This window comes from Streptomyces sp. NPDC008121 (genome assembly GCF_042957155.1).
GTDB lineage: Bacteria > Actinomycetota > Actinomycetes > Streptomycetales > Streptomycetaceae > Streptomyces.
In genome coordinates, this window is sequence record NZ_JBIBHT010000008.1 from 240950 (window position 1) to 267557 (window position 26608).

The 26608-nt window shown below is 72.8% G+C and carries 23 protein-coding genes and 1 pseudogene; 13 read left to right on the forward strand and 11 right to left on the reverse strand.

Going from position 1 to position 26608, the window contains the following annotated elements:
• Positions 1-50 precede the first annotated feature (50 nt).
• Positions 51-1352: a hypothetical protein gene (locus ACFZBD_RS26155; protein WP_391143887.1), complete on the forward strand. Its 1302-nt coding sequence runs from the start codon at positions 51-53 to the stop codon at positions 1350-1352.
• Here the strand turns inward: ACFZBD_RS26155 and ACFZBD_RS26160 are convergent.
• The 4 genes from ACFZBD_RS26160 to ACFZBD_RS26175 form a co-directional block, all read right to left on the reverse strand.
• On the reverse strand, positions 1292-1744 hold the full coding sequence (locus tag ACFZBD_RS26160) for an SSI family serine proteinase inhibitor (protein WP_391143889.1): 453 nt from the start codon (positions 1742-1744) through the stop codon (positions 1292-1294). The genes ACFZBD_RS26155 and ACFZBD_RS26160 overlap by 61 nt on opposite strands.
• 324 nt (positions 1745-2068) lie before the next feature.
• Positions 2069-3712: a transporter gene (locus ACFZBD_RS26165; protein ID WP_391143892.1), complete on the reverse strand. Its 1644-nt coding sequence runs from the start codon at positions 3710-3712 to the stop codon at positions 2069-2071.
• Positions 3709-4644 (reverse strand): ATP-binding cassette domain-containing protein, encoded by a 936-nt coding sequence (locus tag ACFZBD_RS26170; RefSeq protein ID WP_391143894.1) that lies wholly within the window; start codon positions 4642-4644, stop codon positions 3709-3711. The genes ACFZBD_RS26165 and ACFZBD_RS26170 overlap by 4 nt, the downstream gene beginning before the upstream one ends.
• Positions 4645-4717: 73 nt before the next feature.
• The gene (locus ACFZBD_RS26175; protein WP_391143896.1) at positions 4718-5404 is read right to left on the reverse strand and encodes a bifunctional DNA primase/polymerase; all 687 of its coding nucleotides are present in this window, start codon (positions 5402-5404) and stop codon (positions 4718-4720) included.
• 293 nt (positions 5405-5697) lie between these two features.
• Here ACFZBD_RS26175 and ACFZBD_RS26180 point away from each other — a divergent pair, with 293 nt between their 5' ends.
• Both ACFZBD_RS26180 and ACFZBD_RS26185 read left to right on the forward strand, forming a co-directional pair.
• Positions 5698-7080, forward strand: a complete 1383-nt coding sequence (locus tag ACFZBD_RS26180) for a transcriptional regulator (protein WP_391143897.1) — start codon at positions 5698-5700, stop codon at positions 7078-7080.
• Between the two features lie 142 nt (positions 7081-7222).
• Entirely contained in the window at positions 7223-8929 is a 1707-nt protein-coding gene (locus ACFZBD_RS26185) for a hypothetical protein (RefSeq protein ID WP_391143900.1), read from the forward strand.
• A 28-nt stretch (positions 8930-8957) separates the two neighbouring features.
• Here ACFZBD_RS26185 and ACFZBD_RS26190 read toward each other — a convergent pair whose 3' ends face one another.
• The gene (locus tag ACFZBD_RS26190; protein WP_391143902.1) at positions 8958-10259 is read right to left on the reverse strand and encodes an ABC transporter substrate-binding protein; all 1302 of its coding nucleotides are present in this window, start codon (positions 10257-10259) and stop codon (positions 8958-8960) included.
• Between the two features lie 181 nt (positions 10260-10440).
• Between ACFZBD_RS26190 and ACFZBD_RS26195 the strand changes: the two genes are divergently transcribed.
• Complete coding sequence (locus ACFZBD_RS26195) at positions 10441-10887, forward strand: hypothetical protein (protein WP_391144386.1); 447 nt, start codon at positions 10441-10443, stop codon at positions 10885-10887.
• A gap of 46 nt (positions 10888-10933) precedes the next feature.
• Positions 10934-11785 carry a formyltetrahydrofolate deformylase gene (gene purU, locus ACFZBD_RS26200; protein WP_391143905.1) on the forward strand — a complete coding sequence of 284 codons (852 nt, stop codon included), beginning with the start codon at positions 10934-10936 and terminating at the stop codon, positions 11783-11785.
• A 58-nt stretch (positions 11786-11843) separates the two neighbouring features.
• Here purU and ACFZBD_RS26205 read toward each other — a convergent pair whose 3' ends face one another.
• Positions 11844-13211, reverse strand: coding sequence for a zf-HC2 domain-containing protein (locus tag ACFZBD_RS26205; RefSeq protein ID WP_391143908.1), 1368 nt, complete (start codon positions 13209-13211; stop codon positions 11844-11846).
• Positions 13208-13789: a sigma-70 family RNA polymerase sigma factor gene (locus tag ACFZBD_RS26210; RefSeq protein ID WP_391143911.1), complete on the reverse strand. Its 582-nt coding sequence runs from the start codon at positions 13787-13789 to the stop codon at positions 13208-13210. The genes ACFZBD_RS26205 and ACFZBD_RS26210 overlap by 4 nt, the downstream gene beginning before the upstream one ends.
• 220 nt (positions 13790-14009) lie before the next feature.
• Here ACFZBD_RS26210 and ACFZBD_RS26215 point away from each other — a divergent pair.
• Both ACFZBD_RS26215 and ACFZBD_RS26220 read left to right on the forward strand, forming a co-directional pair.
• Positions 14010-14375 (forward strand): annotated as a pseudogene (locus tag ACFZBD_RS26215) (STAS domain-containing protein); the annotation flags it as partial.
• A 126-nt stretch (positions 14376-14501) separates the two neighbouring features.
• Positions 14502-15005 carry an EF-hand domain-containing protein gene (locus ACFZBD_RS26220; RefSeq protein WP_391144389.1) on the forward strand — a complete coding sequence of 168 codons (504 nt, stop codon included), beginning with the start codon at positions 14502-14504 and terminating at the stop codon, positions 15003-15005.
• A 188-nt stretch (positions 15006-15193) separates the two neighbouring features.
• Here the strand turns inward: ACFZBD_RS26220 and ACFZBD_RS26225 are convergent, their stop codons facing one another.
• Together ACFZBD_RS26225 and ACFZBD_RS26230 are read right to left on the reverse strand one after the other, a co-directional pair.
• Positions 15194-15958 (reverse strand): TipAS antibiotic-recognition domain-containing protein, encoded by a 765-nt coding sequence (locus ACFZBD_RS26225; protein ID WP_391143913.1) that lies wholly within the window; start codon positions 15956-15958, stop codon positions 15194-15196.
• 695 nt (positions 15959-16653) lie between these two features.
• A complete protein-coding gene (locus ACFZBD_RS26230; RefSeq protein WP_391143916.1) occupies positions 16654-18180 on the reverse strand; it encodes an AMP-binding protein in 1527 nt (508 codons plus the stop codon).
• A gap of 144 nt (positions 18181-18324) precedes the next feature.
• Here ACFZBD_RS26230 and ACFZBD_RS26235 point away from each other — a divergent pair, with 144 nt between their 5' ends.
• The 4 genes from ACFZBD_RS26235 (at position 18325) to ACFZBD_RS26250 (ending at position 22409) form a co-directional block, all read left to right on the forward strand.
• On the forward strand, positions 18325-19515 hold the full coding sequence (locus tag ACFZBD_RS26235; protein ID WP_391143918.1) for an amidohydrolase family protein: 1191 nt from the start codon (positions 18325-18327) through the stop codon (positions 19513-19515).
• The gene (locus ACFZBD_RS26240; RefSeq protein ID WP_391143921.1) at positions 19515-20654 is read left to right on the forward strand and encodes an acyl-CoA dehydrogenase family protein; all 1140 of its coding nucleotides are present in this window, start codon (positions 19515-19517) and stop codon (positions 20652-20654) included. Before ACFZBD_RS26235 ends, ACFZBD_RS26240 begins: the two co-directional genes overlap by 1 nt.
• Positions 20655-20661: 7 nt before the next feature.
• Positions 20662-21543, forward strand: a complete 882-nt coding sequence (locus ACFZBD_RS26245) for an acyl-CoA dehydrogenase family protein (RefSeq protein WP_391143924.1) — start codon at positions 20662-20664, stop codon at positions 21541-21543.
• A 395-nt stretch (positions 21544-21938) separates the two neighbouring features.
• Positions 21939-22409 carry an ATP-binding protein gene (locus ACFZBD_RS26250; protein ID WP_391143926.1) on the forward strand — a complete coding sequence of 157 codons (471 nt, stop codon included), beginning with the start codon at positions 21939-21941 and terminating at the stop codon, positions 22407-22409.
• A gap of 30 nt (positions 22410-22439) precedes the next feature.
• Here the strand turns inward: ACFZBD_RS26250 and ACFZBD_RS26255 are convergent, their stop codons facing one another.
• Positions 22440-23390, reverse strand: a complete 951-nt coding sequence (locus ACFZBD_RS26255) for a cyclase family protein (RefSeq protein ID WP_391143928.1) — start codon at positions 23388-23390, stop codon at positions 22440-22442.
• Between the two features lie 102 nt (positions 23391-23492).
• On the opposite strand from ACFZBD_RS26255, the gene ACFZBD_RS26260 reads away from it, so the two are divergent.
• Together ACFZBD_RS26260 and ACFZBD_RS26265 are read left to right on the forward strand one after the other, a co-directional pair.
• Complete coding sequence (locus tag ACFZBD_RS26260; RefSeq protein WP_391143930.1) at positions 23493-24425, forward strand: SDR family oxidoreductase; 933 nt, start codon at positions 23493-23495, stop codon at positions 24423-24425.
• Positions 24422-25477, forward strand: a complete 1056-nt coding sequence (locus ACFZBD_RS26265) for an alcohol dehydrogenase catalytic domain-containing protein (RefSeq protein ID WP_391143933.1) — start codon at positions 24422-24424, stop codon at positions 25475-25477. Before ACFZBD_RS26260 ends, ACFZBD_RS26265 begins: the two co-directional genes overlap by 4 nt.
• A 122-nt stretch (positions 25478-25599) precedes the next feature.
• Here ACFZBD_RS26265 and ACFZBD_RS26270 read toward each other — a convergent pair whose 3' ends face one another.
• Positions 25600-26571 (reverse strand): helix-turn-helix domain-containing protein, encoded by a 972-nt coding sequence (locus ACFZBD_RS26270; RefSeq protein ID WP_391143935.1) that lies wholly within the window; start codon positions 26569-26571, stop codon positions 25600-25602.
• Positions 26572-26608: the final 37 nt, after the last annotated feature.

Genomic DNA, 26608 nt, shown 5'->3' on the forward strand with positions numbered 1-26608 from the left:
CAACACCATCCGAGGACCTTCACCGCGAGTACTTCGAAGGAGTACCCGAAATGCTTCGGCATGTTATCGCGCCCGTTCGCTCCTACACCAAGGCCTCGAACGATGTCGTGCGCCATCCGCGTCTCAACGTGGAAGCCAAGCTTCTGGTCCTCTACATGCAGGGCCTGCCCGAGAGCGACGCCGACAAGCCCCTCAGCGAGCATGCCACTGCGCTGAATCTGAAGCCCTGCGCCTTCAAGCGGGCGAAAAAGTGCCTGATCGCCTGCGGTTACTTCCACCAGTGGAAGTGGCAGGGCGCGCGCGGGCATTGGTTCACGGATCAGTTGTTCACCAACGTCACCCTCACGCGTGAGGAGGCGAACGCCGTCCGCGACGGCCGGCCACCGACCGGCGTTTCGCCGACGGTCGGTTCCCCGGATGTCCCGCGTGTCGGCTGCTCTCCTACAGAAGAGAAAGACCAAGAGAAGAAGAACCTTCCCCACCCCCCTCCCGAAAGGCCGGACCCGGCGCCGACGGCACCCGACCCGGCCCCGGAGCCGGCCCCGGATCCCGTCACGGATCCGGAGCCGGATCTCGGGCCGAGCCCGGAGCCTGCCGTAGATCCGGAGCCGGCGCCTGACCCGACGCCTGATCCGGCACCGGCGCCTGAGGCGGAGCCACAAGCGGCGGCACCCGGCGCGGAGCCCGGCGCGGAGCCGAGCGCCGGACCCGCGCCGGAATGCCCCGACCCCGCCCCCGACCCCGAAGTCGTCGAGGCCGAGCGGCTGTTGCTGTCGCTCCGCCACCGCAACCGGGATCTGCACCTCGGTGCCCGGGAAGCGCGCGGTCTCGCCGAGGCGGCGGCGGAGTGGCTGCGGCGCGGGGTGTCCGCCGCCGATCTGTGCCACGCCCTGACCCACGCGCTGCCCCGCACGGGCATCCGCTCGGCCGTGGGCTTCCTGCGCTACCGGCTGGTCGAGAAGCTGCCCGCACCGGTCGCCCCGCCGCCCACGGCCTCCCTGGAGGCCCTGGGAGCCCCGGGGGCCCCGGGAGCGCCGGACGCTCCCGGAGCCCTCGCCCCGGGAGCGCTGGTCTCCTGCGACGGCCCGGGGGACGATCACGTCTTCCGGCCGGTCGGGGGTGAGACCCGCTGCCGCCGGTGCCGTACGGAGCAGGCCGCCCGGCAGGGCTCCCGGCCCGGCGGCCCGCCCCGGGCACCCTGGCGGACGCTCGTCGAGGAGGCGGCGGCACACGCCCTGGGGAGCGCGCCGGGCGGCCTGCGGCACCTGCCGGTGCCGGGGTCAGGCGGCGGTCAGAACGAGAAGACCGTGCCGCGGGCCATGCCGGCGTTCATCTCGCACTCGTTGCCGTAGGTGGCGGACCAGCTGATCCGCTTGCCCTTCCAGACGCCGTCGCCGGTCACCGTGACCGGGTCCCAGATGCGCGTACAGGGGGTGTTGCCGCCGCCCCACATCGTGGTCAGCGCGGCCAGGTCGCCGTTGACGGACTCCAGCTCGGCACAGGCGGCCTTCGGGGCCGGGTGGGTGCCGCTCGGGCGCGGTGCGCAGTTGAGGGTGACCGCCCTCGCGATGGACGCCGTGGCGGCGTCCTCGCCGTGACCGACCGTCAGCACCAGCGCCGACGGCGGGTACAGACCCGCGGGGGCGGCGGGCGCCGCGTGGGCGACGCCGGTGGTCGCCGTTCCGACGAGCGCGAGGCCAGTGGCGACGGCGGCGGAGAGAGCGGCTTTACGGAGGTAACGCACGGGATGGATCCCTTCGGAGGGTTTGGGTTGTTGCGATTGCGGTCCGGAGTCTTGTCGACGCGAAGGGTGATCGCACATCGCCCGGCCGTTTCCGGCCGTATACAGCGATGTGCACGTGTCACCGACTGAACGATCGGTCGTCTGGGCAGCTCGAAAGGGGTGCAACACCAGTTCGGGTACTACTCCGAAGGGGTGAGGCCGGGATTGGTACAACCAGGAACAAACCGCTGACCTGCGGTGACGCGAAATTGGTTCAGTCTTGCAGCACTCATGAACGTGCGGGGTCGACCGGAACCCTCCGGTCGACCCCGCACGGAAGGGGGCTCAGCCCTTGCTGACCGCCGTGAGAATCTCCGGCAGCCGGTACGCGGTGCGCGGCGCCGCCAGCCGCAGGCCCGCCCACACCAGCAGCCCGCCGTAGACCGCGCCGAGCGGGAACAGCAGCCACAGGAAGGAGTGCAGGTCGGCGACGTGGAGCCAGATCGTCGCCCCGATCACCGGGCCGCACAGCAGCGCCCCCGCGACCATGCCGCCGAGGATCGACATCCAGGCCAGGCCGCCCTGGCCCGGGGCCGCGCTCTTGAAGGCGCCGTCCTGCGGGATCGAGTACGGGAAGGCCGCCGAGGTGAACGCCCCGGCCCCCGTCATCGCGCCCAGCAGGGCCAGGGCGAGGCCCAGCCCCTCCGGCAGCGCCGACCAGTCGCCCAGGAGCGCCGCCGTGCCCACCGTCACCAGGACCGTGAACGGGAGCGTGACCAGCAGCAGCGCCAGCGCACGCGCGCGGAGCTCGGCGTAGGCGTCCGCCGGGGTCGAGATCGTCTGGGCGACCATCCAGAACGCCGAGGTGTCCTGCCCGAACTGGTTGTACATCTGGATGCCGAGCATCCCGGTGGCGAAGCAGGCGAAGTAGATCGACCCCGTGCCCTGGACGGCGTTGAGGAACGGCACGATCGCCCCGACCGCCAGCGAGGAGACCCAGGACGCCTTCGTCTTCGGGTCCCGCCACATGTAGCGCAGGCCGCGCTCCATCACCGTGCCCGTACGGCCGCCGGGCAGCAGCCGCGCCAGGCGGCCCCGGCCGGCCTTGTCCGCCGCGGTCGCGCCGCCGGCCGCCCCGATCGTCGAGCCGTCCGGCGCCGTCATCAGCGTGACCAGGCTCCGCTGCCACCACACGAGGAGCGCGCAGAGGACGAGGACCGTCACGGCCGACTGCCCCGCCGCGACGCCGTAGTCGCCTCTGGACGCCGCGTCGACGGCCGCGACCGCCGACGCGGGCGGCAGCCAGCTCACGACGGCCGTGACCGGCTCCAGCGAGGACAGGCCCCCCGCCCTGCCGAGCTGCTGCGCCCCGAAGTTGACGAACTGGATCCCCACCGCGATCAGCAGACCGCTCAGCACCGCCAGATCACGGCCCTTGCGCGAGGTCAGCAGCCGTACGTTGGCCGCCGCGACCGCCCGCGCCAGCGCCACGCACACCAGTACCGTCAACGGCACGGCCACCACCGCGACCAGCACGCCCGCAGCGCCCCGCGCCAGGGCCAGGACGGCGCCGAGCGCCATGCACAGCGTGAACGCCGGACCGATGCCGATCAGCGAGGAGACGAGCAGCGCCCGGACCAGCGGCCGGGGCCGCAGCGGCAGCATCACGAGCCGTGAGGGGTCCAGCGTCTCGTCGCCGCCCGCCGCGAACAGCGGCATCACCGCCCAGGCGATCGCCAGCACGCCGATGAGCAGCACGGCGATGATGTCGGCGTCGGCGTTGCCCCGCATCAGCACGAAGGCCAGGAGTATCGCGGCCGCGAAGACCGCGGCGCACACGGCAGAGGTGACGAACACGGCGGTGCGTCCGCTCGACTGGCGCAGTCCGTTGCGCAGCAGCGCCAGCTTGAGCCCGACGAAGACGGAGGTGAGGGAGGGCGCGGAGGGGGAGGGGGCGGAGGCCGCCGGCGCGGCCGTCGGGGCGCTCATCGTCCCGTACCGCCGCTGCCGCCCGCGCCGTTGCCGCCGCCGAGATCCTTCCCGGCCCCACCGGCTCCACCGGTCCCACCGGCACCCGCGTCCCGGATCGCGCCGCCGCCCAGCCAGTCCAGCGACTCGCCGGTGTCCCGGCCCTGCGCCCCGACGAGCTCCAGGAACGCGGCCTGCAGGGAAGGCGCCTCGCCGCGGACCTCCGCGAGCGGGCCCTGCGCGCGGATGCGGCCGGCCGCCATCACCGCGACCCAGTCGCACAGCGACTCCACCAGCTCCATCACGTGGCTGGAGAACACGACGGTCGCGCCCGACGCGGTGTACCGCTCCAGGACGCCCCGGATGGTCTGCGCGGAGACGGGGTCGACACCCTCGAACGGCTCGTCCAGGAAGAGCACCTCGGGGTTGTGCAGCAGCGCGGCCGCCAGACCGATCTTCTTGCGCATACCGGTGGAGTAGTCCACCACCAGCTTGTGCTGCGCGCCCGCCAGGTCCAGGACGTCGAGCAGCTGGGTGGCCCGCTTGTCGACCTCCGCGCCGGGCAGGCCGCGCAGCCGGCCGGTGTACGCGAGGAGTTCCCGCCCCGACAGCCGCTCGAAGAGGCGCAGCCCCTCCGGCAGGATGCCGATCCGGGCCTTGACCTGCGCCACCGACTCCGGATCGGCCCAGACGTCGTGCCCGGCGACCAGGACGCGCCCCTGGTCGGGACGGAGCAGGCCGGTGATCATCGAGAGGGTGGTCGTCTTGCCCGCGCCGTTCGGTCCGACGAGGCCGATGAACTTCCCCGCGGGCAGGACGAGATCGACGCCGTTCACCGCGATCTGCTGGCCGAAACGCTTCCACAGCCCCTCGACGCGGACGGCGGGCGTCGCACCGGTGTCCGGTGCGCCGCCCGCCGCGTGGAACGCTTCGTCGAATGCCTGGTCAGGCATGGTCCGTCAACCCCTCGGTCGTCCCCGTGCGATGGAGGGACAACCTTACGGGGACGGCTCCTTGGCCGTCCGGTCAAGCGTTGCGGTCCCTCGCCGCCGCCGCTTCCCGGCCACACGCGTACGCGAGGGGGCTGATCAGCTCCTCCGCGTCGGGGAGCCAGCGGTTGGCGGCGGTCGGCCGCCGCGCCCACTGCACGGCGCCGTGCCCGCCGACCCGGGTGGGCGGCGCCGCCACGTAGTGGCCCTCGCCGCGCGTGAGCAGGTCGATCGAGGTCGGGGCCCAGCCGAGCTTGCGCACCAGGTCCGGCACCTTCGTCGCGGCACCGGGCAGGACGAAGAAGAACATCCGGCGGTCGGGGGTGCAGGTCACCGGGCCGAGCGTGAGCTCCATGCGCTCCATCCGGGCCAGCGCGAGGAAACCGGCCGCCTCGGGCACGTCGATCGCGTCGAAGGTACGGCCGGTCGGCAGCAGGATCGACGCCTTCGGCTGCTTCGACCACATGCGCCGCGCCCCGACGGCGCTGCCCGTCGCCTGGGTCGACCAGTCGGGCCTCGCCGGGTGGGCGCCCGGCGAGACGCAGCTGTCGACGCCGCAGGAGCAGCGCTCCCTGCCCTCGACGGCTTCCAGCCAGGTCCCGGGGAACACGTCCCAGTGCCGCTCTTCCGCGTACCGCACGGCGCAGTCCAGCAGCTGCTCGCCTCGCTGCTTGGGGATGTGTGCGGCTTCCGTGACTCCCATGGTCTCTTCCACGGTGAACACAACTGCCGCCGTCACCTGGAGTTACGGGCATGGCCCAAGAGCGGTGCGGGGCATCGATCCTGCACGCGGGGCGCATGGGTGCACGGGCGGGGGCGCGCGTGAGGCCCGGGCGCGAGGGCGGGGTAACCAGGGTGGGGGCCGGCGGCGGCGAGGGAGCGGCCGATGCGTCCGGTTTCGCGTGTTCACATCGGCATTGACCGGATATCCGTCGGGCAGTGATCAGTTCACTTCAGTCGGGTTCGACCGATCACCGACCGGAGCCACCGATCACGACCGGCCTCAGGGGGTTTGTCATGGCAGCCAGGCCACTCGTTGCCCGTCAGCCGAACGAACGGCTGCAGGCGCTCATTCAGGAGGCCGGGTGTTCCAACGCCGGCCTCGCCCGCAGAGTCAACATGGTCGGGGCCGAACGCGGCCTGGACCTGAGGTACGACAAGACGTCCGTGGCGAGGTGGCTGCGCGGGCAGCAGCCGCGCGGCCGGGCGCCCGGCGTCATCGCCGAGGCGCTGGGCCGCAAGCTGGGACGCACGGTCACGATCGACGAGATCGGGATGGCGAACGGCCGGAACCTCGCGGGCGGTGTGGGGCTGCAGTTCGCGCCGACCGTGCTGGGCGCGATCGAGCAGGTCTGCGAGCTGTGGCGCAGCGACGTGGGGCGCCGGGACTTCCTGTCGGGTTCGACGGTGGCGGCCTCCGCGCTGGTCGAGCCGAGCCGGGACTGGCTGATCACCGGCGCGGACGCGCAGGTGGCCCGGTCGGCGGGGGCGCGGGTCGGGTCGGCGGACGTGGCGGCGGTCCGGGCCATGACGAGCGCGCTGGTCGACCTGGACCGGCGGTTCGGCAGCGGGCACGTGCGGCCGGTGCTGGTGCACTACCTCAACAGCGCGGTGTCCGGGCTGCTTTCGGGATCGTACCGCGAGTCGGTGGGCCGGGAGCTGTTCGGGGCGGTCGCGCGGCTCACCGAACTGGCCGGGTACATGGCCGTGGACACCGGGCAGCCGGGTCTGGCCCAGCGCTATTACATCCAGGCGCTGCGGCTCGCGCAGGCGGCGGGCGACCGCGGCTACGGCGGCTATGTCCTCGCGGCCTCGATGAGCCACCTGGCGGCGGACCTGGGCAACCCGCGCGAGATCGCGCAGTTGGCGCGGGCGGCGCAGGAAGGGGCGCGGGGGCACGTCACGCCGAGGGCGGAGGCGATGTTCTACGCCGCGGAGGCCCGGGGGCACGCGCTGCTCGGGGACGTCCGCTCCTTCGAGGTGGTGGCGGGGCGTGCCGTACGCGCGCTGGAGCAGGCCGATCCGGAGTCGGGCGAGGACCCGGCGTGGATCGCGCACTTCGACCACGCCTATCTGTCGGACGAACTGGCGCACTGCTACCGCGACCTGGGGATGCCGGCGGAGGCGGCGCGGGCGGCGGAGGACTCGCTGCGCGGGCATCCGGAGACGCGGGCGCGGCGGCGGGTGATCGGCCTGGTGCTGCTGGCGTCGGCGCAGCTGCAGCACCGGGAGGTGGAGCAGGCCTGCGACACGGGCTCGCGGGCGGTGGAACTGCTCGCCACGCTGCGGTCGTCGCGGGGCGCGGAGTATCTGGACGATCTGAAGGACCGCTTCGAGCCGTTCGCCCGGGAGCCGGCGGTACGGGAGTTCGGGGCGCGGCTGGAGACGCTCGCCGCGTGACGGGGGTCACGAGGGCCCGGGCGGTGCGGCGGCCCGGGCGCGCGTGGGGGCTTTGTAGCGGGTTTCACACGCGTGTGCGGACCGCTGGGCGCACCCGGTAGCGTGAGCCGACGATTCCGTAGGTCCATCAGTAGGAGTCCCGGTGACGCAAAGCGGACAGGGTCCGGAGCCGCAGTATCCGCCGGCGGTACGGCCCGCGCACGAAGGTGTCGTGCTGCCCGCAGAAGGCGGCGCGGAGGGCGGCCCGGCCGCCGGCCCCGCCGGCGGTCAGCCGTGGGGCGGTGCCTGGGGTCCCGGCGGCGGCCGTCCGGGCGGCGGGCAGCCTCTCCCCCCGGCGCAGCCGCTGCCGCCGGAGACGGTGCCGGGCGCGGCCGCGGACATGCAGGCGACGCAGTACATCGCCCCGTTCCCGCCCCACGGCGGGCAGCCGGGCCCCATGCCGGGTCCGATGCCGGGCGCCGCGCAGGGTCAGGGCGGGGCACCCGGGCAGGGCCACGGGCCGGGCCCGATGCCGGGTCCGATGCCGGGCGCCGCGCAGGGTCAGGGGCCGGGGTCCGCGCCGGGGGCGATACCCGGGGCGCACCCGCACCAGTCGTCCGGGCCGCTTCCGCCGCAGGGCGGGTACGGCTATCCGCAGCAGGCGCAGGCGTCCGGGGGAGACCCGCGCGGGCAGCAGGCGCCGGGGCCGCTTCCGCCGCAGGGCGGCTACGGCTATCCGCAGCAGGCGCAGGCGTCCGGGGGAGACCCGCGCGGGCAGCAGGCGCCGGGGCCGCTTCCGCCGCAGGGCGGCTACGGCTACCCGCAGCAGGCGCAGGCGGCCGGCGGGTACGGCTATCCGCAGGCCGGGGCCGCCGACGACATGCAGGCGACCCAGCACATCCCGCCGGTCACCGGGCAGGGCGGCGGCTCCGACACCCAGTTCCTGGGGACCGGGCCGCTGAGCCGGCAGCCGGCCGGCGCCTCCGACGCGACGCAGTACATCGCTCCCGTACCGTCGCAGCCCGCCGGTGAGCGGCAGCCGCCCGCCGAGTTCGACAACCTCTTCCGCAGCGACTCGACGCAGCACCTGCCGCAGCAGCCGCCGCACCACCAGGCCCCCCAGCCCCCGCAGCACCACCAGCCTCCGTACGGGAACCAGCCGCAGGGGCCGCGGCCGCCGCAGCCTTACGGATTCCAGGACGCCTACTACGACGGCGACGACGAGCCCGCGCCGCGCCGGAAGTCACCGGTCGCGCTGATCGCCGCCGTCGTCGTCGGCTGCGCGGTCGTGGGTCTGGGCGCCGGGGCGCTGCTCAGCGGCGGGGACGACGACAAGGGCGAGAAGCCCGGCCAGAGCGCGAGCGCCGGTACGGGCGCCCCGTCCACCACCGCCCCGACCGAGAAGGCCGCCGAACCCGCCGAACCGCAGGCGCAGGCGCTCGACAAGCTGCTCGCGGACAGCAACAACAGCCGGGACGCGGTGATCCGCTCGGTCGAGTCCATCAAGCAGTGCAAGAACCTCGACCAGGCCGCCACCGACCTGCGGGGCGCCGCCGCGCAGCGCCGGGAGCTGGTGACGCGCCTGGGGGGCCTGTCCGTCGACAAGCTGCCGGACAACGCCGCGCTGACCGCCGCCCTCACCAAGGCGTGGCAGGCGTCGGCCTCCGCCGACGACCACTACGCCGCCTGGGCCGTCCAGATGAAGGCCAAGAAGGCGTGCAAGGGGGGCAAGGCCCGGAGCACCAGCCGGACGGCCGAGGCGAACAAGAAGAGCGGCGAGGCCACCACCGCCAAGCGCGAGGCGGCCGGGCTGTGGAACCCGACCGCCACGAAGTACGGCCTGCCGCAGCGGACCCCGACCCAGCTCTGAGGCCGGACGTCCGCGTCCGCAAGGGGGCTCAGGGAGCGCTGAGGACGGTCTCGCCGACGTCGACGAAGCCGGGCTTCTGTGCCACGAGCCGCCCCTGGCGGACCACTTGGAACGTCACCTCGTGGTTGACGATCCGGGGGAAGCCGGGGGCGCCGAGCATGTCCTCGTAGTGCCATCGCAGTTCGGGTGTGAGGCCGCCGGTGTCGATCCGGACGCCCTGGTCGAGGGCGTGCGAGACGGCGCTCGCCTCGATGGAGTCGGTGTCGAGGGACTCGATCACCTGCTTCAGGACGGTGTACGCGATCCAGGTCGTCTGGACGCCCGCGTCGGAGGGGTCCACGCGGTTGTCGGCGAAGGCGTGCTCCTGGATGACCTTGCGCATGGGCTCCCAGCGCGGGTCGTCCGCCTCCGGGTACCAGCCGGTGACGTACGCGCCCTCGAAGGGGCTGCGGGCGCCGCCCGTGCGGTCGATGACCGGCTGGCTGACGCTGCCGAGGACCGAGGAGATCCGTACCCCGGAAGTCTTCTTCGCGTCGCCCCCGCCGTCCCCGCCGTCCTCCGTGGCCGGGCTCCCGTTCGCGGGCAGGCGGCGGAAGGAGTCGAAGAAGGTCTGGGTGCGCTCGCCCAGGACGGCGGCCACGCAGCCGTCCTCCCGCCCGGCCTTGCTGCGGGCGCGGCCGGCCTGCTGGGTGTACTCGGCGGCGTCCTCCAGGGCCGGGATGTCGGTGGCCCCGCCGTGCCGGGAGGTGCGGAGCCCGGAGTCGAGGAGGGCGGGCAGCTTGTCGCCGGCGATGGTGTCGGGCCGGACGAGGGAGACCTTGCGGCAGGACTCGGCGAGCTGCATGCCGTGGCCGGCCATGAGGGAGGCCTGGCCGCCGTTGACCGGATAGGAGAGCGGGCTGGTGAACTCGTCCTCGGAGATGCCGTAGCCCCCGACGTACGGGATGCCCGCCGCCTCCAGGGGGGCCATGAAGCCCCGGCCGTTCTGGCTGTAGGAGCCGACGACGGCGACGACGTCCTCGCGGACCGCCCGGCGGGCGCAGGCGGCGGCGCCGGCGGAGGTGTTCTGTTCGTTGCAGGTGAGGATGCGCAGCTCGTGGCCGTCGATGCCGCCCGTGGAGTTGATCCAGCGGGCGTAGGCCTGCGCCATGGCGGGCATGCCGGGCATGTTGGTGGCCCGGGTGCCGTCGGGTGCCCAGGTCATCACGGTGACGGGCTCCCTGGAGCCCCCCGTGGCCCCAGGGATCACGCCGCAGCCGGCGAGCAGTGCCGCGCCTGCCGTCGCCGTCGTGACGTACGCGAGGAGTGAGGTCAGTCGCCTACCGGTCATGGGCATGCACATTTCCGCCTCACGGGTAACGCGGGAGTGAGCATGGTTCAACGGTGGGTGACGCGAAGGTGAATTACGGGGGCCGGTCGGCCGTCAGGAATGGGGAACGTACGATCGAAAGGTGTCCAGTCCTGTCTCCGGTTCGGTGAACTCTTCCCGTCGCGGCCGTCGCTCCCCCACCATGGGCGGCATGCCGCTCAACGACATGCCCTGGTGGCGCTGGCGCAGTAACGTGCGCTCGGCGCTGCACATGCTCTCCGACCCCGGGTTCCACGAGACGACCTGGCTGGCCGGCCACGAGGGGTACGGCGACGTCACCGACGCCGTCTACCGCCTGGTCGAGGACACCTGGCTGGACAACTGGTCCGCCGAGAAGTACGTCGGGACGATCTTCCGCGACTCGGGCGAGGCCGCCCTGGTGGACGTCGCCGTGCTGCGCGTGCTGCGGATCATGCACCAGGTGGGCCCCGACGCGCCGGTCTCGGCGTACATGGAGCACCACGGCTGGCCGGAGGCGGTCCGGGCCGCCCGCGAGGCACACGTGCGGATGGCGTCGGCGGACGGCGAGGACCCGGACGAGCCGCCCCGCTCCCTGGACGTCCTGCGCATCATGACGCGTTCCGCCTGACGGACGCCGTCCCTGACGGGCCCGCGCCGTGTGGCAGGCTAGCGGGATGACCGACCAGTACGTCCTCACTCTCTCCTGCCCCGACAAACAGGGCATCGTGCACGCCGTGTCGAGCTACCTCTTCATCACCGGCTGCAACATCGAGGACAGTCAGCAGTTCGGAGACCGGGACACGGGTCTCTTCTTCATGCGCGTCCACTTCTCGGCGGAGGCGCCGGTCACGGTGGACAAGCTGCGGGCGAGCTTCGCGGCGGTGGGCGACGCGTTCACGATGGACTGGCACATCAACCGCGCCAACGAGCGCATGCGGGTCGTGCTCATGGTGTCGAAGTTCGGTCACTGCCTCAACGACCTGCTGTTCCGCTCGCGGATCGGGGCGCTGCCCGTCGAGATCGTGGCGGTCGTCTCCAACCACACCGACTTCGCCGAGCTGGTGAGCTCGTACGAGATTCCGTTCCGGCACATTCCGGTCACCAAGGAGAACAAGCCGGAGGCGGAGGCGGAGCTGCTGGAGCTGGTCCGCTCCGAGCGGGTGGAGCTGGTCGTCCTCGCCCGGTACATGCAGGTGCTCTCCGACGACCTGTGCAAGCAGCTCTCCGGCCGGATCATCAACATCCACCACTCCTTCCTGCCGAGCTTCAAGGGCGCGAAGCCCTACCACCAGGCGCACACGCGCGGGGTGAAGCTGATCGGCGCGACGGCGCACTACGTGACGGCCGATCTCGACGAGGGGCCGATCATCGAGCAGGAGGTCGAGCGGGTGGGCCACGAGGTCACCCCGGACCAGCTGGTGGCGGTCGGCCGCGACGTGGAGTGCCAGGCCCTGGCCCGCGCCGTGAAGTGGCATGCCGAGCGGCGCATCCTCCTCAACGGCCGCCGCACGGTCGTCTTCGCCTGACGTCTCGCGGCCCGGGCGGCCGGGCGGTCCCTGCCGGACGGGGTTCTCGGCACACGCCCTACAGCCTGCTCAGTGACGCCGCCGCGAAGAGGACGTCCCTGATCGCCTCCCGGTCGCCGTCCTGACCGGCCGCCGCCTCCTCCGGAGGCACGTGGCCCGCGACGAGCTGGCAGAACTCGACCCCGTCCATGGCCACCTGGGCCACCGCGTGGTCCGGGGAGCCGACGGCCGCCGGGGAGTCCAGGGCTATGTACCAGTGGCCGCCGCCCGAGCCCTCGACCTCCAGATGGAGCGAGCGGCCGGGGGCGCCCGCCGCGACCAGATGGCGGGGCGGTGAGGCCAGGCCCGCGCGACGGCGTCCCGCGAGGGCGGCCGGAAGCAGCCGGGCCGCCAGGTCGATCATGTCGTGCAGGTGCGGGCCGCTGGGCGGTTCGTACGGATACGCCACCGCGTTGGCGATGTCGTCGGCGTGCACCCAGCATTCGAAGGCCCGCTCCAGCAGCGAGTCCCGCAGCGGCAGCGCGAAGTCGCCGTAGGTGACGGTCATGTCGGCGACGCCCCGCCCGGCGAAGGACACCGTGCGGATCAGCGTGTGGCTCTGCTCCCGCCACGGCTCGCGGACCTTGCGCGTCGGCGGATGGTACGAGCCCTGCCAGTACGCCTCCGTGCGCGCCGTGGGGGCCTGTTCCGGTGCGTCGGCGCCCAGCGGGTCGTCCAGGCCGAGCGCCGTCGAGACCAGGCCGTCCACGGTCAGCAGATGCCCGATCACCCCGGCGACGGTCGTCTTGCGCCGGGCCGGGCGCTCGCCGTCGAACCACTTCAGCCGCACCGGGGCGTGCCACTCCGACTCGCCGATGTCCCGCAGCAGCGCGTCGAGGCGGGCGGTCTCCGCGTCGTACGGGGTCGCCCAGGCGGGCACCGGGATACGGGCGGGGCGGCGGCCCAGGCAGTTCTCCAGGACCCGGGAGCGCAGCAGCGGGTCGAGGTCCAGGTCCCGCTCGGCGTGCAGCAGGCCGACGGCGTCCCGCAGCCGCAGCGCCTCGTCCGCGCAGGGGGCGCACTCGGTCAGGTGGTCCTCGACGGCCTGGGTCTCCTCCGGGGAACACGCGGAGAGTGCCCAGGCCCCGAGCAGGGACTTGAGCACGGCATGGGTCGGGGGCGCGGCGGGCGGCACGGGCGCGGGCTCGGCCACGGGCGACGTCACCGGCTCGGGCGGGGGAGCGGGCGCCGGGTCGGACGCCGTCACCGCGTCGGGGCCGGGCAGCGGCTCCGGGTCCCGCATCGACTCCGGTTCCGGCTCCGGCTCCGGCTTCGACGCGGGCGCCGGGGGCGCGGAGAGGTCCGCGTGGTCGTCCGGGGCCCAGCGCGGCCCGGGTATGCGGGGAGCGCGCGCGACCTCGTCCGGGTCGCCGTTCGCGTCGTTCACAGCGAACGTCCGTAGCCGGGCGGTGAGGAGTTCTCCAGCGGGCGGGTGTTCGCCGTGGACAGCAACTGCAGTCCGAGCCGCAGCCGGCGCCGCGCCTCGTCCTCCGTGACACCGAGGTCGGCCGCCGTCTGGCGATAGTCGCGCCGCTGGAAATAGGCCAGTTCCAGCGCGGCCCGCAGCGGCGCCGGCATCGACGTCACGATGTAGTCCGCGCGAGCCGCGACCGAGGCCCGCCGCACCTTCTGCTCCAGCTCCTCCGCCGAGCCCTCGCCGGTCTCCGCGAACGCCGTCGCCTCGTTCTGCCGCAGCCGGTGCACGGCCTGCCGCTGGGTGAGCTTGGCGACCCAGGAACGGAGGTTGCCCTGCTTCGGGTCGTAGGCGTCGGGGTTCTCCCAGACGTAGCCGAAGACCTCCCGGGTGACCTGGTCCGCCGCGTCGTCGTCGTCCAGCACCCGGTGGGCGAGGCTGTGCACCAGGGAGGCGAACCGGTCGTACAGCTCGCCGAGCGCGGCCGCCTCACCGCGCGCGAGCCGCTGCTGCATCCTGCGGTCCCAGCGCGGTGGTGTGTCCTTCGCCATACGAAGCCCTCCGGAGCTCTTCGGCGCCCTCCCGACCCGAGTTCACCGTCCAAAGTAATGCGCCGCACCGGCACACACCCCCCTTTGCGACAAGTGCGCCCCCCGGACCGGCCCTGGATGGTAAGGAAAGCGTCATTCCGTGCACGATGGGTTTCAGTGCGACGAGAGCGGGCAGCGGGAGGGGACAGGAACGACTCCCTCCGCTTGAAGGGCGCGCCGCGTGACGCTCACCGTCGACGAAGACGAGCAGGGCCCCTGGACCGTGCTGCGGGTCCAGGGGGAACTCGACCTGGTGACGTCCCCTGTGGTCCGCAGACGCGTGCACGCGGCCGTCGCGGTCGGCCGCCACCACGTCGTCCTCGACCTGTCCGGCGTCGAGTTCTGCGACTCCAGCGGGGTCGGCGTCCTCATCGCCTCCCGCCGGCTGATGCGTTCCTGCGGCGGCCGGCTGCGGATGGTGCTCCCCGCGCGCGGCGACCTGGAGGGCTCGCACGTCAACCGGGTGCTGGCCGCGCTGGGCGTCCGGCGGCTCTTCGACGTGTACGCCGACACCGCCGACGCGGTCGACGAGCGCGCCCGCCCGCTTCCCGTGGACTCCCTCGCCGGTCAGACCGCCTCCGTACCCCCGCAGTCGTCCTCCGGGCGGCGCCTGACCGCTCCGCCCCTCTCGGCATAGGGCGCCTCCGCGTCGTAAGGTCCGCACATGGAGCCCATGGAATCCGAGCAGCTCTACCAGCGCCGTATCGCCTCCCGCTTCGCCGCGTTCGATCAGGACGGTGACGGGACCATCTCCCGCGAGGACTTCAACACGGCGGCGAAACGCCTCCTGACGGAGTTCGACACCTCCTTCCGCTGTGACAAGGGCCAGGCGCTGGTCACCGGCGCCGAGGCGTTCTGGCAGGGCATGGCGGGGATCGCCGACGTCGACGGCGACCAGCGGGTGAGCCAGCAGGAGTTCGTCGGCGGCGCGATCAAGCGCCTGCACGACCACCCCGAACGCTTCGCCGAGATCGCCCGGCCCTTCCTGCACGCCCTGTTGGCCATCGCCCCCACCAGGGACGACGTGGAACGGGCGCTGCGGGCGCTCGGCATCGAGCAGTCGGCGGCGTCCCTGAGCGCCCGTTCGCTGCCGGCCGACGACGCGGGCAAGATCGACGAGGAGGCGGCCGTGACCGCCTTCGCCCGCTACTTCATGACGGAGGTCCGCGAGGCCTAGGTCGTGTCCGACGGGTCATGTGACCGGCGAGTGGCGAGATCGTTCCGGTGGGTGTTCGGCGGGTCGGTGATGACGCGTCCACTGCCGCCCCGGCTCACGTTCTCCGGAAGGTGCGGCACCGTGAGCGTCGCAGCCGTTCGCCTCCGGCTGCGCCCATGACCCGCCGAACAGCCTTGAGCCGCGTGCGGTCAACTCAGCCGGTTGTCGGCGTACACAGCCATCGCATCGCGCTGGTAGACGGCGAGACCGTCGGCGATCTTGTCGAAGTTGGCCCGCATCCGCGGGTCGTCGACATAGGTCTGGCCCACACCCTTGTACGCGGCCGCGGTCGGGGTCCAGAACCGGCAGATGCCCTGGTAGTTGGCGTCCACCTCGTCCTGAACCGCAGGGTCGGACACCGGCGTGCCGGCCATCATGAACTCCGCCATACGGATCATCTGCGCCGTCACCTCACGTTGCCAGCGCTCCATCTCCTCGGAGGTCATCGCATCGACGGCCTGCCGGGACTGCTCCCATGCCTGCGGCCACCGCTCCCGTACCTCGGCCTCTGCCGCGGAGGGGGCCTGGAATCCCTCGAACAGGTTCTCCGGCTTGTTGATCTTCGTCATATCGCCCTTGCCCTTGCCTTCTTCCAGTTCGGCGATGGTGCGGCCGACCGTACGGGCCAGCGTCTCCAGCCGATCCCGCTCCGCGAGCAGCCGTCGGTGGTGCTCACGGAGCACAGTCACCTGGTCGAGCCGGCGGTCCAGGACCGTCTGGATCTCGCGCAGCCCCAGGCCCAGCTCCCGCATCAGCAGGATCTGCTGCAACCGCAGCAGATCGGCCTCCTCGTAGTAGCGGTGCCCGTTGCTCCCGATCCGCGCGGGCGGCAGCAGGCCGATCTCGTCGTAGTGCCGCAGCGTCCGCGAGGTCACCTTGGACATCCGCGCCACCTCCGCGATAGGCCAAACCACTGCCGGTGCCTCCCTCGCCGGGCCGGTCTCTCCGGCCACACACATGACCGTAGAAGTTGCCGCAACGGAAAGCGCAAGCCCGAAGCCCCCGCCGCGGACCTGTCGTTCACACCGGCGGTGGTGCGCCCCACAACGGCGAGAGCGAGGAGCCGGCCGAATCCGGATGCCCTAAACCCTGTGTGACCGACCTATGACTCTATGGTGCCCCGGGGGCAGGCGTGCCCCTATTGCGTTCCGGGGCGCGACGGCCCGTCGCTTGGGTTCGGGTCTGTCTGTTTGCAACACATGAAGAAGCGTTCATACGAATGCGACGAGTACGTCTCCGGAGTGCGTGCCGAGCGTTCGAACTGCTCCGGGGCGGACGCCCACAGGGGTACGGATGACGAGCACACGCCGTGCCTCTACTGCCGGGCGTTGGAGCAGGCCGACAAGGAGGCCGGCCGCCGTTCCCGCCGGGAGGGATAGCGAATCGTCGCGGCGCCCCGGTCGGCTGCGGAGGGGGCCCGTGTCCGGAGTGCGGCGCTGTCCTGTCGGCGTCGGGGCGACAAGGGATCGGGCCGAGCGCGCACATCCCCGCCATGCTGGAGAGCCGACGTGCTCGACCGGTGGTTCAGGAGTCTAGGGATCGGGCGAGTGCGGAGGCCCGGCCCGCGAGGCGTGTCGGCAGGGGGGCGGGCCTGAGCGGGGCCGCCGGCTCAGGTGTACCGTTCGCGCAGCTTGTACTTGAGGACCTTCCGCAGGGTCTCGTTGCGGGGCAGGGCCTCCACCACCTCCAGTTGCTCCGGCAGCTTGTGGACGGAGAGGCCCTGCGCGCGCAGGAAGTCCGTCACCGACGCCAGGGTCAGCGGGCCCGCCCCGGGCGGCTGTTCGATCACCGCGCAGACCCGCTCGCCGCGTTCGGCGTCCGGCAGGCCGACGACGGCGGCGTCGCCGACGGCCGGGTGCCGGTGCAGCAGGTCCTCGATCTCCTTGGCGGAGATGTTCTCTCCCTTGCGGATGATGATGTCCTTGATCCGGCCGGTGAGGACCAGGTGCCCGCTCGGCGTCAGGTGGCCCACGTCGCCCGTGATCAGGAAGCCGTCCTCGTCGAAGGCGGCCGCGGTCTGCGCCGGGTCCAGATAGCCCTGGCAGACCGCCTCGCCGCGGAGCCGGACCCCGCCGTCGTCGGCGATGCGTATCTCCATGCCCGCGGGCGGCCGCCCCTCCGTGGTCGCCAGGTTCTCGGCGGTGTCGTCCGGCGACCCCATGGTGATCATCGGGACCTCGGTCATGCCGTACCCGTGGGTGAGCTCGCAGCCCATCTCCCGCACCACCGCGTGGTAGACCTCCGGCGGCTTCGGCGCGCCGCCGCCCGCGAGCAGCCGCAGGGTCGGGATGAGCGGCTCCCCGGGCCGCTTGCGCTGCTCGGCCAGGAACATCGAGTAGAAGGCGGTGGACCCGCCCGCCACGGTCACGCCGTGCGCGCGGTACTCCTCCAGCGCGTCGGGGAGCGCGAACTGTTCGAACATCACCGCGGGAAAGCCGTACAGCAGGAGCATCACCGTGTAGTCGGGCCCGGCGATATGGGCGTACGGGAAGGCCATCGAACCCACGTCCTCGGGGGTGAGGTGCAGCGCGTGGGCGAGGCAGGAGCCGCCCGCGATCAGGGAACGGTCGGTGTGCAGCACGCCCTTGGGGTCGGAGGTGGTGCCCGAGGTCCAGTAGATCCAGCGGACCGAGGCCCCCTCGGCGGGCGGCGGCGGCAGGACGGCGGGGTCGCCGTCGGGCAGGGAGTCGTACGCCTCGAAGACGCCGCGTGCGCCGAGCCGGCGGGCCATCTCCGTGTGGTCGAAGCCGCGCCACACCCCGGGCACGGCGAAGAACTCGGCCTTCGACTCGCGCAGCGCGAAACCGACCTCGCGGTCGCGGTAGAAGGGGATGACCGGCGACTGCACGGCGCCGAGGCGGGCCAGGGCGAAGGTGAGCACCGCGGTCTCGATGCGGGTGGGCAGCTGCCAGGCGACGACGGTGCCGGGGCGGACGCCCATGGCGTACAGGCCGGCGGCGCACCGCTCGGCGCGGTCGCGCAGTCCGCCGAAGGTGAGGGACCGCTCGCCCTGGAGCAGGACGGGCCGGTCGGGGGTGCGGCCGGCCCGCCGTTCGACCAGCTCCCACAGGGTGCGCGAGCCGCCCAGCGCGTGCGCGGTGGCGGTCTCGTCCGGGGCGTGGGTGGTGTCGGTCACGGCGCCTCCTCGGTCTCGGCTGAACCTGACGAAGCGTCAGATGGTGCGGAGAGCGTAGAGGCCCGCTCCTTGTCGGTCCAGGGGTGCGGAGCTAGCCTGAGAGCCGACGGTATCTGACGGGTCATCAGAAATGGGAGTGGGTCCATGACCGAACTGCCCCGCATCATCAGCGTCGACGACCACGTGATCGAACCCGCGCACCTCTTCGAGACCTGGCTCCCCGCCAAGTACCGCGACCGCGGACCGAAGCCCCTGACCGCCGGGATCGGGGAGCTGGCCTACGTCGGCGGCAAGTACCGGATCACCATGGACCCCGACGGCCCGCCGACCGACTGGTGGGTCTACGAGGACCTGAGGTTCCCGTACAAGCGCAACATCGCCGCCGTCGGATTCGACCGCGACGACATGACGCTGGAGGGCATCACCCGCGCCGAGATGCGCCCCGGCTGCTGGGACCCGGCCGAGCGGCTCAAGGACATGGACCTCAACCACGTCGAGGCGTCCCTGTGCTTCCCGACCTTCCCGCGCTTCTGCGGCCAGACCTTCGCCGAGGCCCACGACAAGGAGGTCGCCCTCGCCTGCGTGCGCGCCTACAACGACTGGATGGTCGAGGAGTGGTGCGGCGACAGCGGCGGCCGGCTCATCCCGCTCTGCATCATCCCGCTCTGGGACATCGACCTGGCCGTCGCCGAGATCCGGCGCAACGCCGCCCGCGGGGTCAGAGCGGTGACCTTCTCCGAGATCCCCACCCACCTCGGACTGCCGTCGATCCACTCCGGCTACTGGGACCCCTTCTTCGCCGTCTGCCAGGAGACCGGCACGGTCGTCAACATGCACATCGGCTCGTCCTCGCAGATGCCGGCCGCCTCCCCCGACGCCCCGCCCGCCGTCCAGGCCGCCCTGAGCTTCAACAACGCCATGGCCTCGATGATGGACTTCCTCTTCAGCGGCGTCCTGGTGAAGTTCCCGGCGCTGAAGCTCGCCTACAGCGAGGGCCAGATGGGCTGGATCCCGTACGCCCTCGAACGCGCCGACGACGTCTGGGAGGAGCACCGCGCGTGGGGTGGGGTGCGCGACCTGGTCCCCGAGCCGCCCTCCACGTACTACTACCGGCAGATCTTCTGCTGCTTCTTCCGCGACAAGCACGGCATCGCCTCGCTCGACGTCGTCGGCCGGGACAACGCCACCTTCGAGACCGACTACCCCCACGTCGACTCCACCTTCCCGCACACCAAGGACGTCGCCCTCGACCACGTCAAGGGGCTCGACGACGAGACCGTGTACAAGCTCATGCGCGGCAACGCGATCCGGATGCTGGGCCTGGACCTCGTCTGATGGACCTGACGTACACCGCCGAGGAGGAGGAGTTCCGGGCGCGGCTGCGGGCGTGGCTCACCGCCGTCCTGCCCACCCTGCCGCCCAGGCCCGACCCGCTGGACTGGCCGGGCCGGCGCGCCTACGACTGCGGCTGGCAGCGGCGGCTGTACGAGGCGGGCTACGCGGACGTGCGCTGGGACGCCCCGCCGACCCGGCTGCTGATCTTCCTGGAGGAGACCGAGCTGGCCGGCGCGCCCTACGTCGGCGCCAACTTCGTCGGGCTCCTGCACGCCGGGCCGACCATCGCCGCCGAGGGGACGCCGGAACAGCGCGAGCGCTGGCTCCCGCCCGTGCTGCGCGGCGACGAGGTGTGGTGCCAGGGGTTCAGCGAGCCGGACGCCGGCTCCGACCTCGCCTCCCTGCGGACCCGCGCCGTCCGGGACGGCGACCACTACGTCGTCTCCGGATCCAAGATCTGGACCTCGCACGCGGAGGTCGCCGACTGGTGCGAGCTGCTCGTGCGGACCTCGTCGGACCCGGACGCCGGGAAGCACCGGGGCATCAGCTGGCTGGCCATGCCCATGGACACGCCCGGGATCACCGTCCGGCCGCTGCGGACGCTCGCCGGCTCGGCCGAGTTCGCCGAGATGTTCCTCGACGAGGTGCGGATCCCCGTCTCCCACCGGGTCGGCGAGGAGAACGACGGCTGGCGCGTGACGATGGTGACCCTCTCCTTCGAGCGCGGCACCGCGTTCGTCGGCGAGGTCGTCGCCTGCCGCCGGGTCCTCGGCGAACTGGCCCGCACCGCCCGCTCCAACGGCACCTGGGACGACCCGGCGGTCCGGCGGGCGCTCGGCAGGCTCGCCGCCGAGTTCCGGGCCCTGTGGCGGCTGACCCAGTGGAACGTCAGCGAGGCGGAGGCGACGGGCGGAGTGCCGGGGATGGGCGGCTCCGTCTTCAAACTGCGGTACTCCCACGCCCGCCAGGAGCTGTACGACACGGCCGCCGCCGTCCTCGGCCCGGACGCCCTCGACCTCGGGCACGAGTGGACCCAGGACCGGCTGTCCTCGCTCTCGTACACGATCGCCGCCGGCACCTCCCAGATCCAGCGCAACATCGTCGCCGAGCGCATCCTCGGCCTGCCGAAGGGACGGTGAGCGGCACGTGGACTTCCGGCTGACGGACGACCAGCAGGCGCTCAGGAAGGGCGTACGCGAGCTTCTGGAGCGCCGTTTCGACCGCGACGCGCTGCGGGCGGCGGCCGAGACCCCCGGCCGCCTGGACCGGGCGCTGTGGCGGGAGCTGGGAGCCGCCGGGTTCTTCGCGCTGCGGGTGCCGGAGGCGGACGGCGGCGTCGGCCTGGGGCTGCCGGAGGCGGTGCTGGCCTTCGAGGAGGCGGGGCGGGCGCTGCTGCCGGGCCCGCTGGTGGCGACCCACCTGGCGGCGGGGGAGGTGGCGGGCGCCGCCGAGGGCGAGGTGGTGGTGACGGCCCCCGACGGGCCGCTGGTGGAGTGGCTGGACGCGGCGGACGTGGTCCGGGGCGACGTCGGGGGCGCCCGGCCCGTGCGGTCGGTGGACCCGCTGACGCCGCTGCACCGCCTGCCGGGGACCGCCGGGGCGGCGGGGGAAGGGCGACTGACCGCCGCGCTCCTCACCGCCGCCGAGCAGCTCGGGAGCGCGGCGCGGACCACCGAGACCGCCGTGGCGTACGCGCGGACCCGGGAACAGTTCGGCCGGCCCATCGGCGCCTTCCAGGCCGTCAAGCACCTGTGCGCGGGCATGCTCGTACGGACCGAGGTCGCCCGCGCCGCCGTCTACGCCGCCGCCGTGACCGGCGACCCCGTCGAGATCGCCGGGGCCAAGCTCCTCGCCGACGAGGCGGCCGTGGACTGCGCCCGCGACTGCCTCCAGGTGCACGGCGGCATGGGCTTCACCTGGGAGTCCGACGTCCATCTGCATCTGAAGCGGGCCTGGGTGCGGGCCCGGCGGTGGATGCCCAGGGCCGTCGCCGAGGAGGCGGAGGCGGCGCACCTGTCGCCGTGGTGACCCCGCGCGCTCACGGAGCGTCGATATCGGGTTGTGTCCTTCGGGCGGGCCGTCACGGCCCGGAGTCGGGGCGCCGCTCCGGTACCCTCCGTGGGATGCGAGTGGTTGTGCTCCCGGTTCGTCCCGGTGTTGCCCGTGCGGCGGCTCCGGCGCCCGGAATGCCTGCCGCTCGCGCCCCCTGGAGGCGCCGTACGCGCCCCTGTTCGACTACCCGCAGCGCGCGTCGCACAGTATGGGCCATGCGTACTCCTTCGCGCTGGAATATGCCCGAAGCGCTTGTTGCGGTGACTGTACGTCAACCATGCTGTCTCGCAAGGAAATCACGTTCCGTCAGGGCGTCGATGGCTGTTGTGAGGCGCGAGGCGATGTGTCCGCCGGTTCGGATGGTGTGAGCGGTGCAGGTGCTTCAGGTTCAGTTGGAGGTCGGGCCCGACCCGGCCGAGGTGGGGCGCGCCCGGCGATGGGCCCGTTCGAGGCTCGCCGGATCGGGCATAGGGGACGACGAGCCGCTCGCCGACACGCTGGTGCTGCTCATCTCCGAGCTCGTCACCAACGCCGTGGTGCACACCGGCTGTCCGGCCGTGCTGCGCATGCTGTTCGGCGCGGGCTGTCCGGAGGCGGGGACGGTACGGGTGGAGGTCGCCGACCGGAGCGACCGCCCGCCCCGCCCCCGCCACGCCGAAGGCGAGGACACCAACGGCCGCGGCCTCGAGCTGGTCGACGGCCTCGCCGACCGGTGGGGCTGGCAGCCCGAGGGCGCCGGGAAATCCATCTGGTGCGAGATCGACCGGGGAGCACCGACGGCCGCACCGGCCGTCACACCCCCCGCCGGGCCGCCCGCCCAGGTCTCCGTGGCGCATTACTGACCGCACGGTCATGCCCGTCGGGCCCCGGCGTCAGAGGATCGCGACCGGGGCCACCGGCGTGCCCGTACCGCCCACGAAGGGCTCGGGCATCGCGGAGAGCAGGAAGGCGTAGCGGCCGCTCTGTGCACAGGCTGTGGACAGACTTTCCAGATTCCAGTTCTGGCCCTGGAGCATGCCCATCTCCACCAGGTCGAGGGCGTGCACCGGCAGCCAGAGATCCTCGATCTCCGGCGGGAAGATCTCGAAGGTGAGCGTGTCGTTGGCGACGGCCGCCACGTCGCGGGCGTGGAACCACTCCGGCGTACGGATCGACAGCCCCGGGGACGGAAAGGCGTAGCCGTGCCTGTCCCCGGCCAGATACGACCGCATCTGGCCCGTGCGCACCAGCACGATGTCGCCGGACCGCACGGACACCCGCCCGAACTCCGCCGCCTCGTCCAGATCCTCCGGCGTCACCGCGTGATCGCCCGGCAGCCGGTCCACCCCCTTGGCGGAGGCCACGTCCAGCAGCACGCCCCGGCTGACGACGTGCCGGGCCGTGTGGATGCCGCTGAACTCGGAGCGGCCGTGCGGGGTGATCGTCGCCGCCGGGCGGCCGTTGTAGATCCGGCCCGAATGCGAGACATGGGTCAGCGCGTCCCAGTGGGTGGCCGCCTGCAGCCCGAACGTCACGGCGTCGTCGCTGGTCGCGACCGTACCCGGCCCGAACAGCTCCTGATTGACCTGGACCATGACGTGCAGCGGGTTCACCCGGCCCGGGATCATGCCGGTCTGCACGCCGTCCTGCTTCAGATCGAGGGCCAGCGGTATCCGCTGGCCCGACCGGACCGACAGGACCGCCTCCCGCACCACCGCGTCGGTGATCAGGTTGAGCGTCCCCACCTCGTCCTGCGGACCCCAACGCCCCCAGTTGTTGACCCGCTTGGCGATGTCGTGGAAAGCGGGGGGCAGCGCCGGGGGGTGAGCGGCGGGACGTGACATCGGGGCCTCCGCGGGTCTTGTTCTCCGGTATCCGACGGGCCGTAGAATCCAGCTGACGAACGAATCTAACGGACCGTCAGAAAATGCGGGAAGGGGTCGGGCGTGGGGAACTTCTTGGCAGGCAAGGTCATCGCCGTCACGGGCGCGGGGCGGGGCATCGGACGGGCCGTCGCCCTCGCCTGCGCGGCCGAGGGCGCGCGGGTCGTGGTCAACGACTACGGCGTCTCCATCGAGGGCGGGGAGCCGACCTCCGAGGTCGCGCTCCGTGTCGTCAAGGAGATCGAGGCGGCCGGCGGCACCGCCGTCGCCGTCGCCGACGACATCTCCACGATGGCCGGCGGGCAGCGGATCGTGGACGTGGCGCTCACGGAGTACGGACAGCTCGACGGCGTCGTCTGCGTCGCCGGCATCCTGCGCGAGCGGATGCTCTTCAACATGTCGGAGGAGGAGTGGGACCCCGTGGTCGCCACCCACCTCAAGGGCACCTTCACCGTCTTCCGGGCCGCCTCGGCGGTCATGCGCCGGCAGGGCGGCGGCACGCTCATCGGCTTCACCAGCGGCAACCACCAGGGCTCGGTCGCCCAGGCCAACTACTCCGCGGCCAAGGGCGGGATCATCTCCCTCGTCCGCAGCGCGGCCCTCGGCCTGCACAAGTACGGGGTCACGGCGAACGCGGTCGCCCCCGTCGCCCGCACCCGGATGTCGGCCAACGTGCCCATGGAGCTGAAGGAGATCGGCGAACCGGAGGACGTGGCCGCCCTCGTCGTCTACCTGCTGTCCGACCGGGCCAGGGAGGAGCGGATCACCGGCCAGGTCTACACCATCGCCGGTCCCAAGATCGCGGTCTGGGCGCAGCCCAGGGAGCTGCGCGCGGGGTACGCCGAGGGCGGGGCGTGGACGCCGGAGCGGATCGCCGACTTCCTGCCGGGGACGGTCGGGACGGACCCGATGCCGATGCTGGCGCGCCTGGAGGAGATGTCCCGGGCCGCCGCCTCGGGGAGCCGCCCCAACGCCGGGACGGAGCCGACGTCATGAGGGGGGTGGTGTTCGACGGCAGGCGGGTCGAGGTCGTGGACGACCTGGAGATACGCGACCCGGGACCCGGCGAGGTGCTCGTCGCGGTCGCGGCCGCGGGGCTCTGCCACAGCGACCTCTCGGTCGTCGACGGCACGATCCCCTTCCCGGCGCCCGTCGTCCTCGGCCACGAGGGCGCCGGAGTCGTCGAGGCCGTCGGCCCCGGCGTCACCCATGTCGGCCCCGGCGACCACGTCGCCCTCTCCACCCTCGCCAACTGCGGGGCCTGCGCCGACTGCGACCGCGGCCGCCCCACCATGTGCCGCAAGGCGATCGGCAGGCCAGGGCAGCCGTTCTCCCGGGCGGGGCGGCCGCTGTTCCAGTTCGCCTCGAACTCCTCCTTCGCCGAGAAGACCGTCGTCAAGGCCGTCCAGGCCGTACGGATCCCCTCCGACATCCCCCTCACCTCGGCGGCGCTCATGGGCTGCGGGGTCCTCACCGGCGTCGGAGCCGTACTCAACCGCGCCCGGGTCGACCGCGGCGAGAGCGTCGTCGTCATCGGCACCGGCGGCATCGGGCTCAACGTCCTGCAAGGCGCCCGGATCGCCGGCGCCCTCACCGTCGTCGCCGTCGACACCAACCCGGCGAAGGAGGAGACGGCCCGCCGCTTCGGCGCCACCCACTTCCTGACCTCGGCCGACGGCGTACGGGAGATCCTGCCCACCGGCGCCGACCACGTCTTCGAGTGCGTCGGACACGTGGGCCTCGTCCGCACCGCGATCGACCTGCTCGACCGGCACGGCCAGGCGATCCTCCTCGGCATGACCGCCCCCACGGCGGAGGCGAGCTTCCCGCCCGCCGCGATGTTCCTGGACAAGTCGATCCTCGGCTGCCGCTACGGCTCCTCCCGGCCGCAGAAGGACATCGCCCTCTACGCCGAGCTGTACCGCGAGGGCCGCCTCCTCCTCGACGAGCTGGTCACCGCGACCTACCCGGTGGAGGACTTCGCCAAGGCGGCCGAGGACGCGGAACAGGGGCGGGTCGCGCGGGGGGTGCTGACCTTCGGGTGCTGACCTTCAGGTGAGGGCCGGCGCCCGCCGGGCCGGTGTACGACGGGCGCCGATCGCAGGTCGGGTGGGTGCCGGCCGGGCCGGTGCCCGGGGCGCCTCGCGTGCGGGGTGCCGGGTGCCGCCGGTCAGTCCGCCGCGCCCGCGCGGAAGGTGCGGCGGTAGGCCGTCGGGGTCACCCCGATCGCCGCCTGGAGGTGCGAGCGCAGCGACTGGGGCGTGCCGAAACCGGCGCTGTGCGCGATCCGGTCGACCGGCAGGTCGGTGGACTCCAGGAGGTGGCGGGCGTGCTCCACCCGCTGCCGGGTCAGCCACTGGCCGGGGCTGACACCCACCTCCTCCCGGAAGCGGCGGGTGAACGTCCGCACGCTCATCGACTCCCGGGCCGCCAGGTCCCGCAGCTGGATCGGCTCGTGCAGGTGCGCCAGCGCCCAGGCGCGCGCCGCCGTGGTGGTCGCCGTCCCCGGCTCCGGGAGGGGGCGTGCGATGTACTGCGCCTGCCCGCCGTCCCGGTGCGGCGGTACGACGGTCCTGCGGGCCACCTCGTTGGCGACCGCCGTGCCGTGGTCCCGGCGCACGATGTGCAGGCACAGGTCGATCCCGGCCGCGACGCCCGCCGAGGTCAGCACGTCGCCGTCGTCGACGAAGAGGACGTCCGCGTCCACCAGGACACTCGGGAAGAGCCGCTGGAAGTGCGCGGCCGAGGCCCAGTGCGTGGTGGCCGGCCGGCCGTCGAGACGGCCGGCGGCGGCGAGGACGTACGCGCCGGTGCAGATGGAGACGAGCCGGGTGCCGGGCCGGATGTGGGCGAGCGCGGCGGCCAGCTCGTCGGTCAGCCGGCCCTCCTCGTAGACGGGCCCGAGTTCGTAGGAGGCCGGAACGACCACCGTGTCCGCCGTCGCCAGCGCCTCCGGTCCGTGCTCCACGTGGACGGCGAAGTCCGCGTCCGTGGCGACCGGCCCGGCGACCGGGGCGCAGGTCACGATCGTGTAGAGCGGACGGCCCGCGGCGTCCTTGGCGCGGCCGAAGATGCGGTGCGGAATGCCCAGTTCGAAGGGGAGGAGACCGGGCAGGGCCAGGACGGCTATGCGGTGCGGCACGAGGAAATCCCTTTGTGGTCCAGACCAATTACTGCTA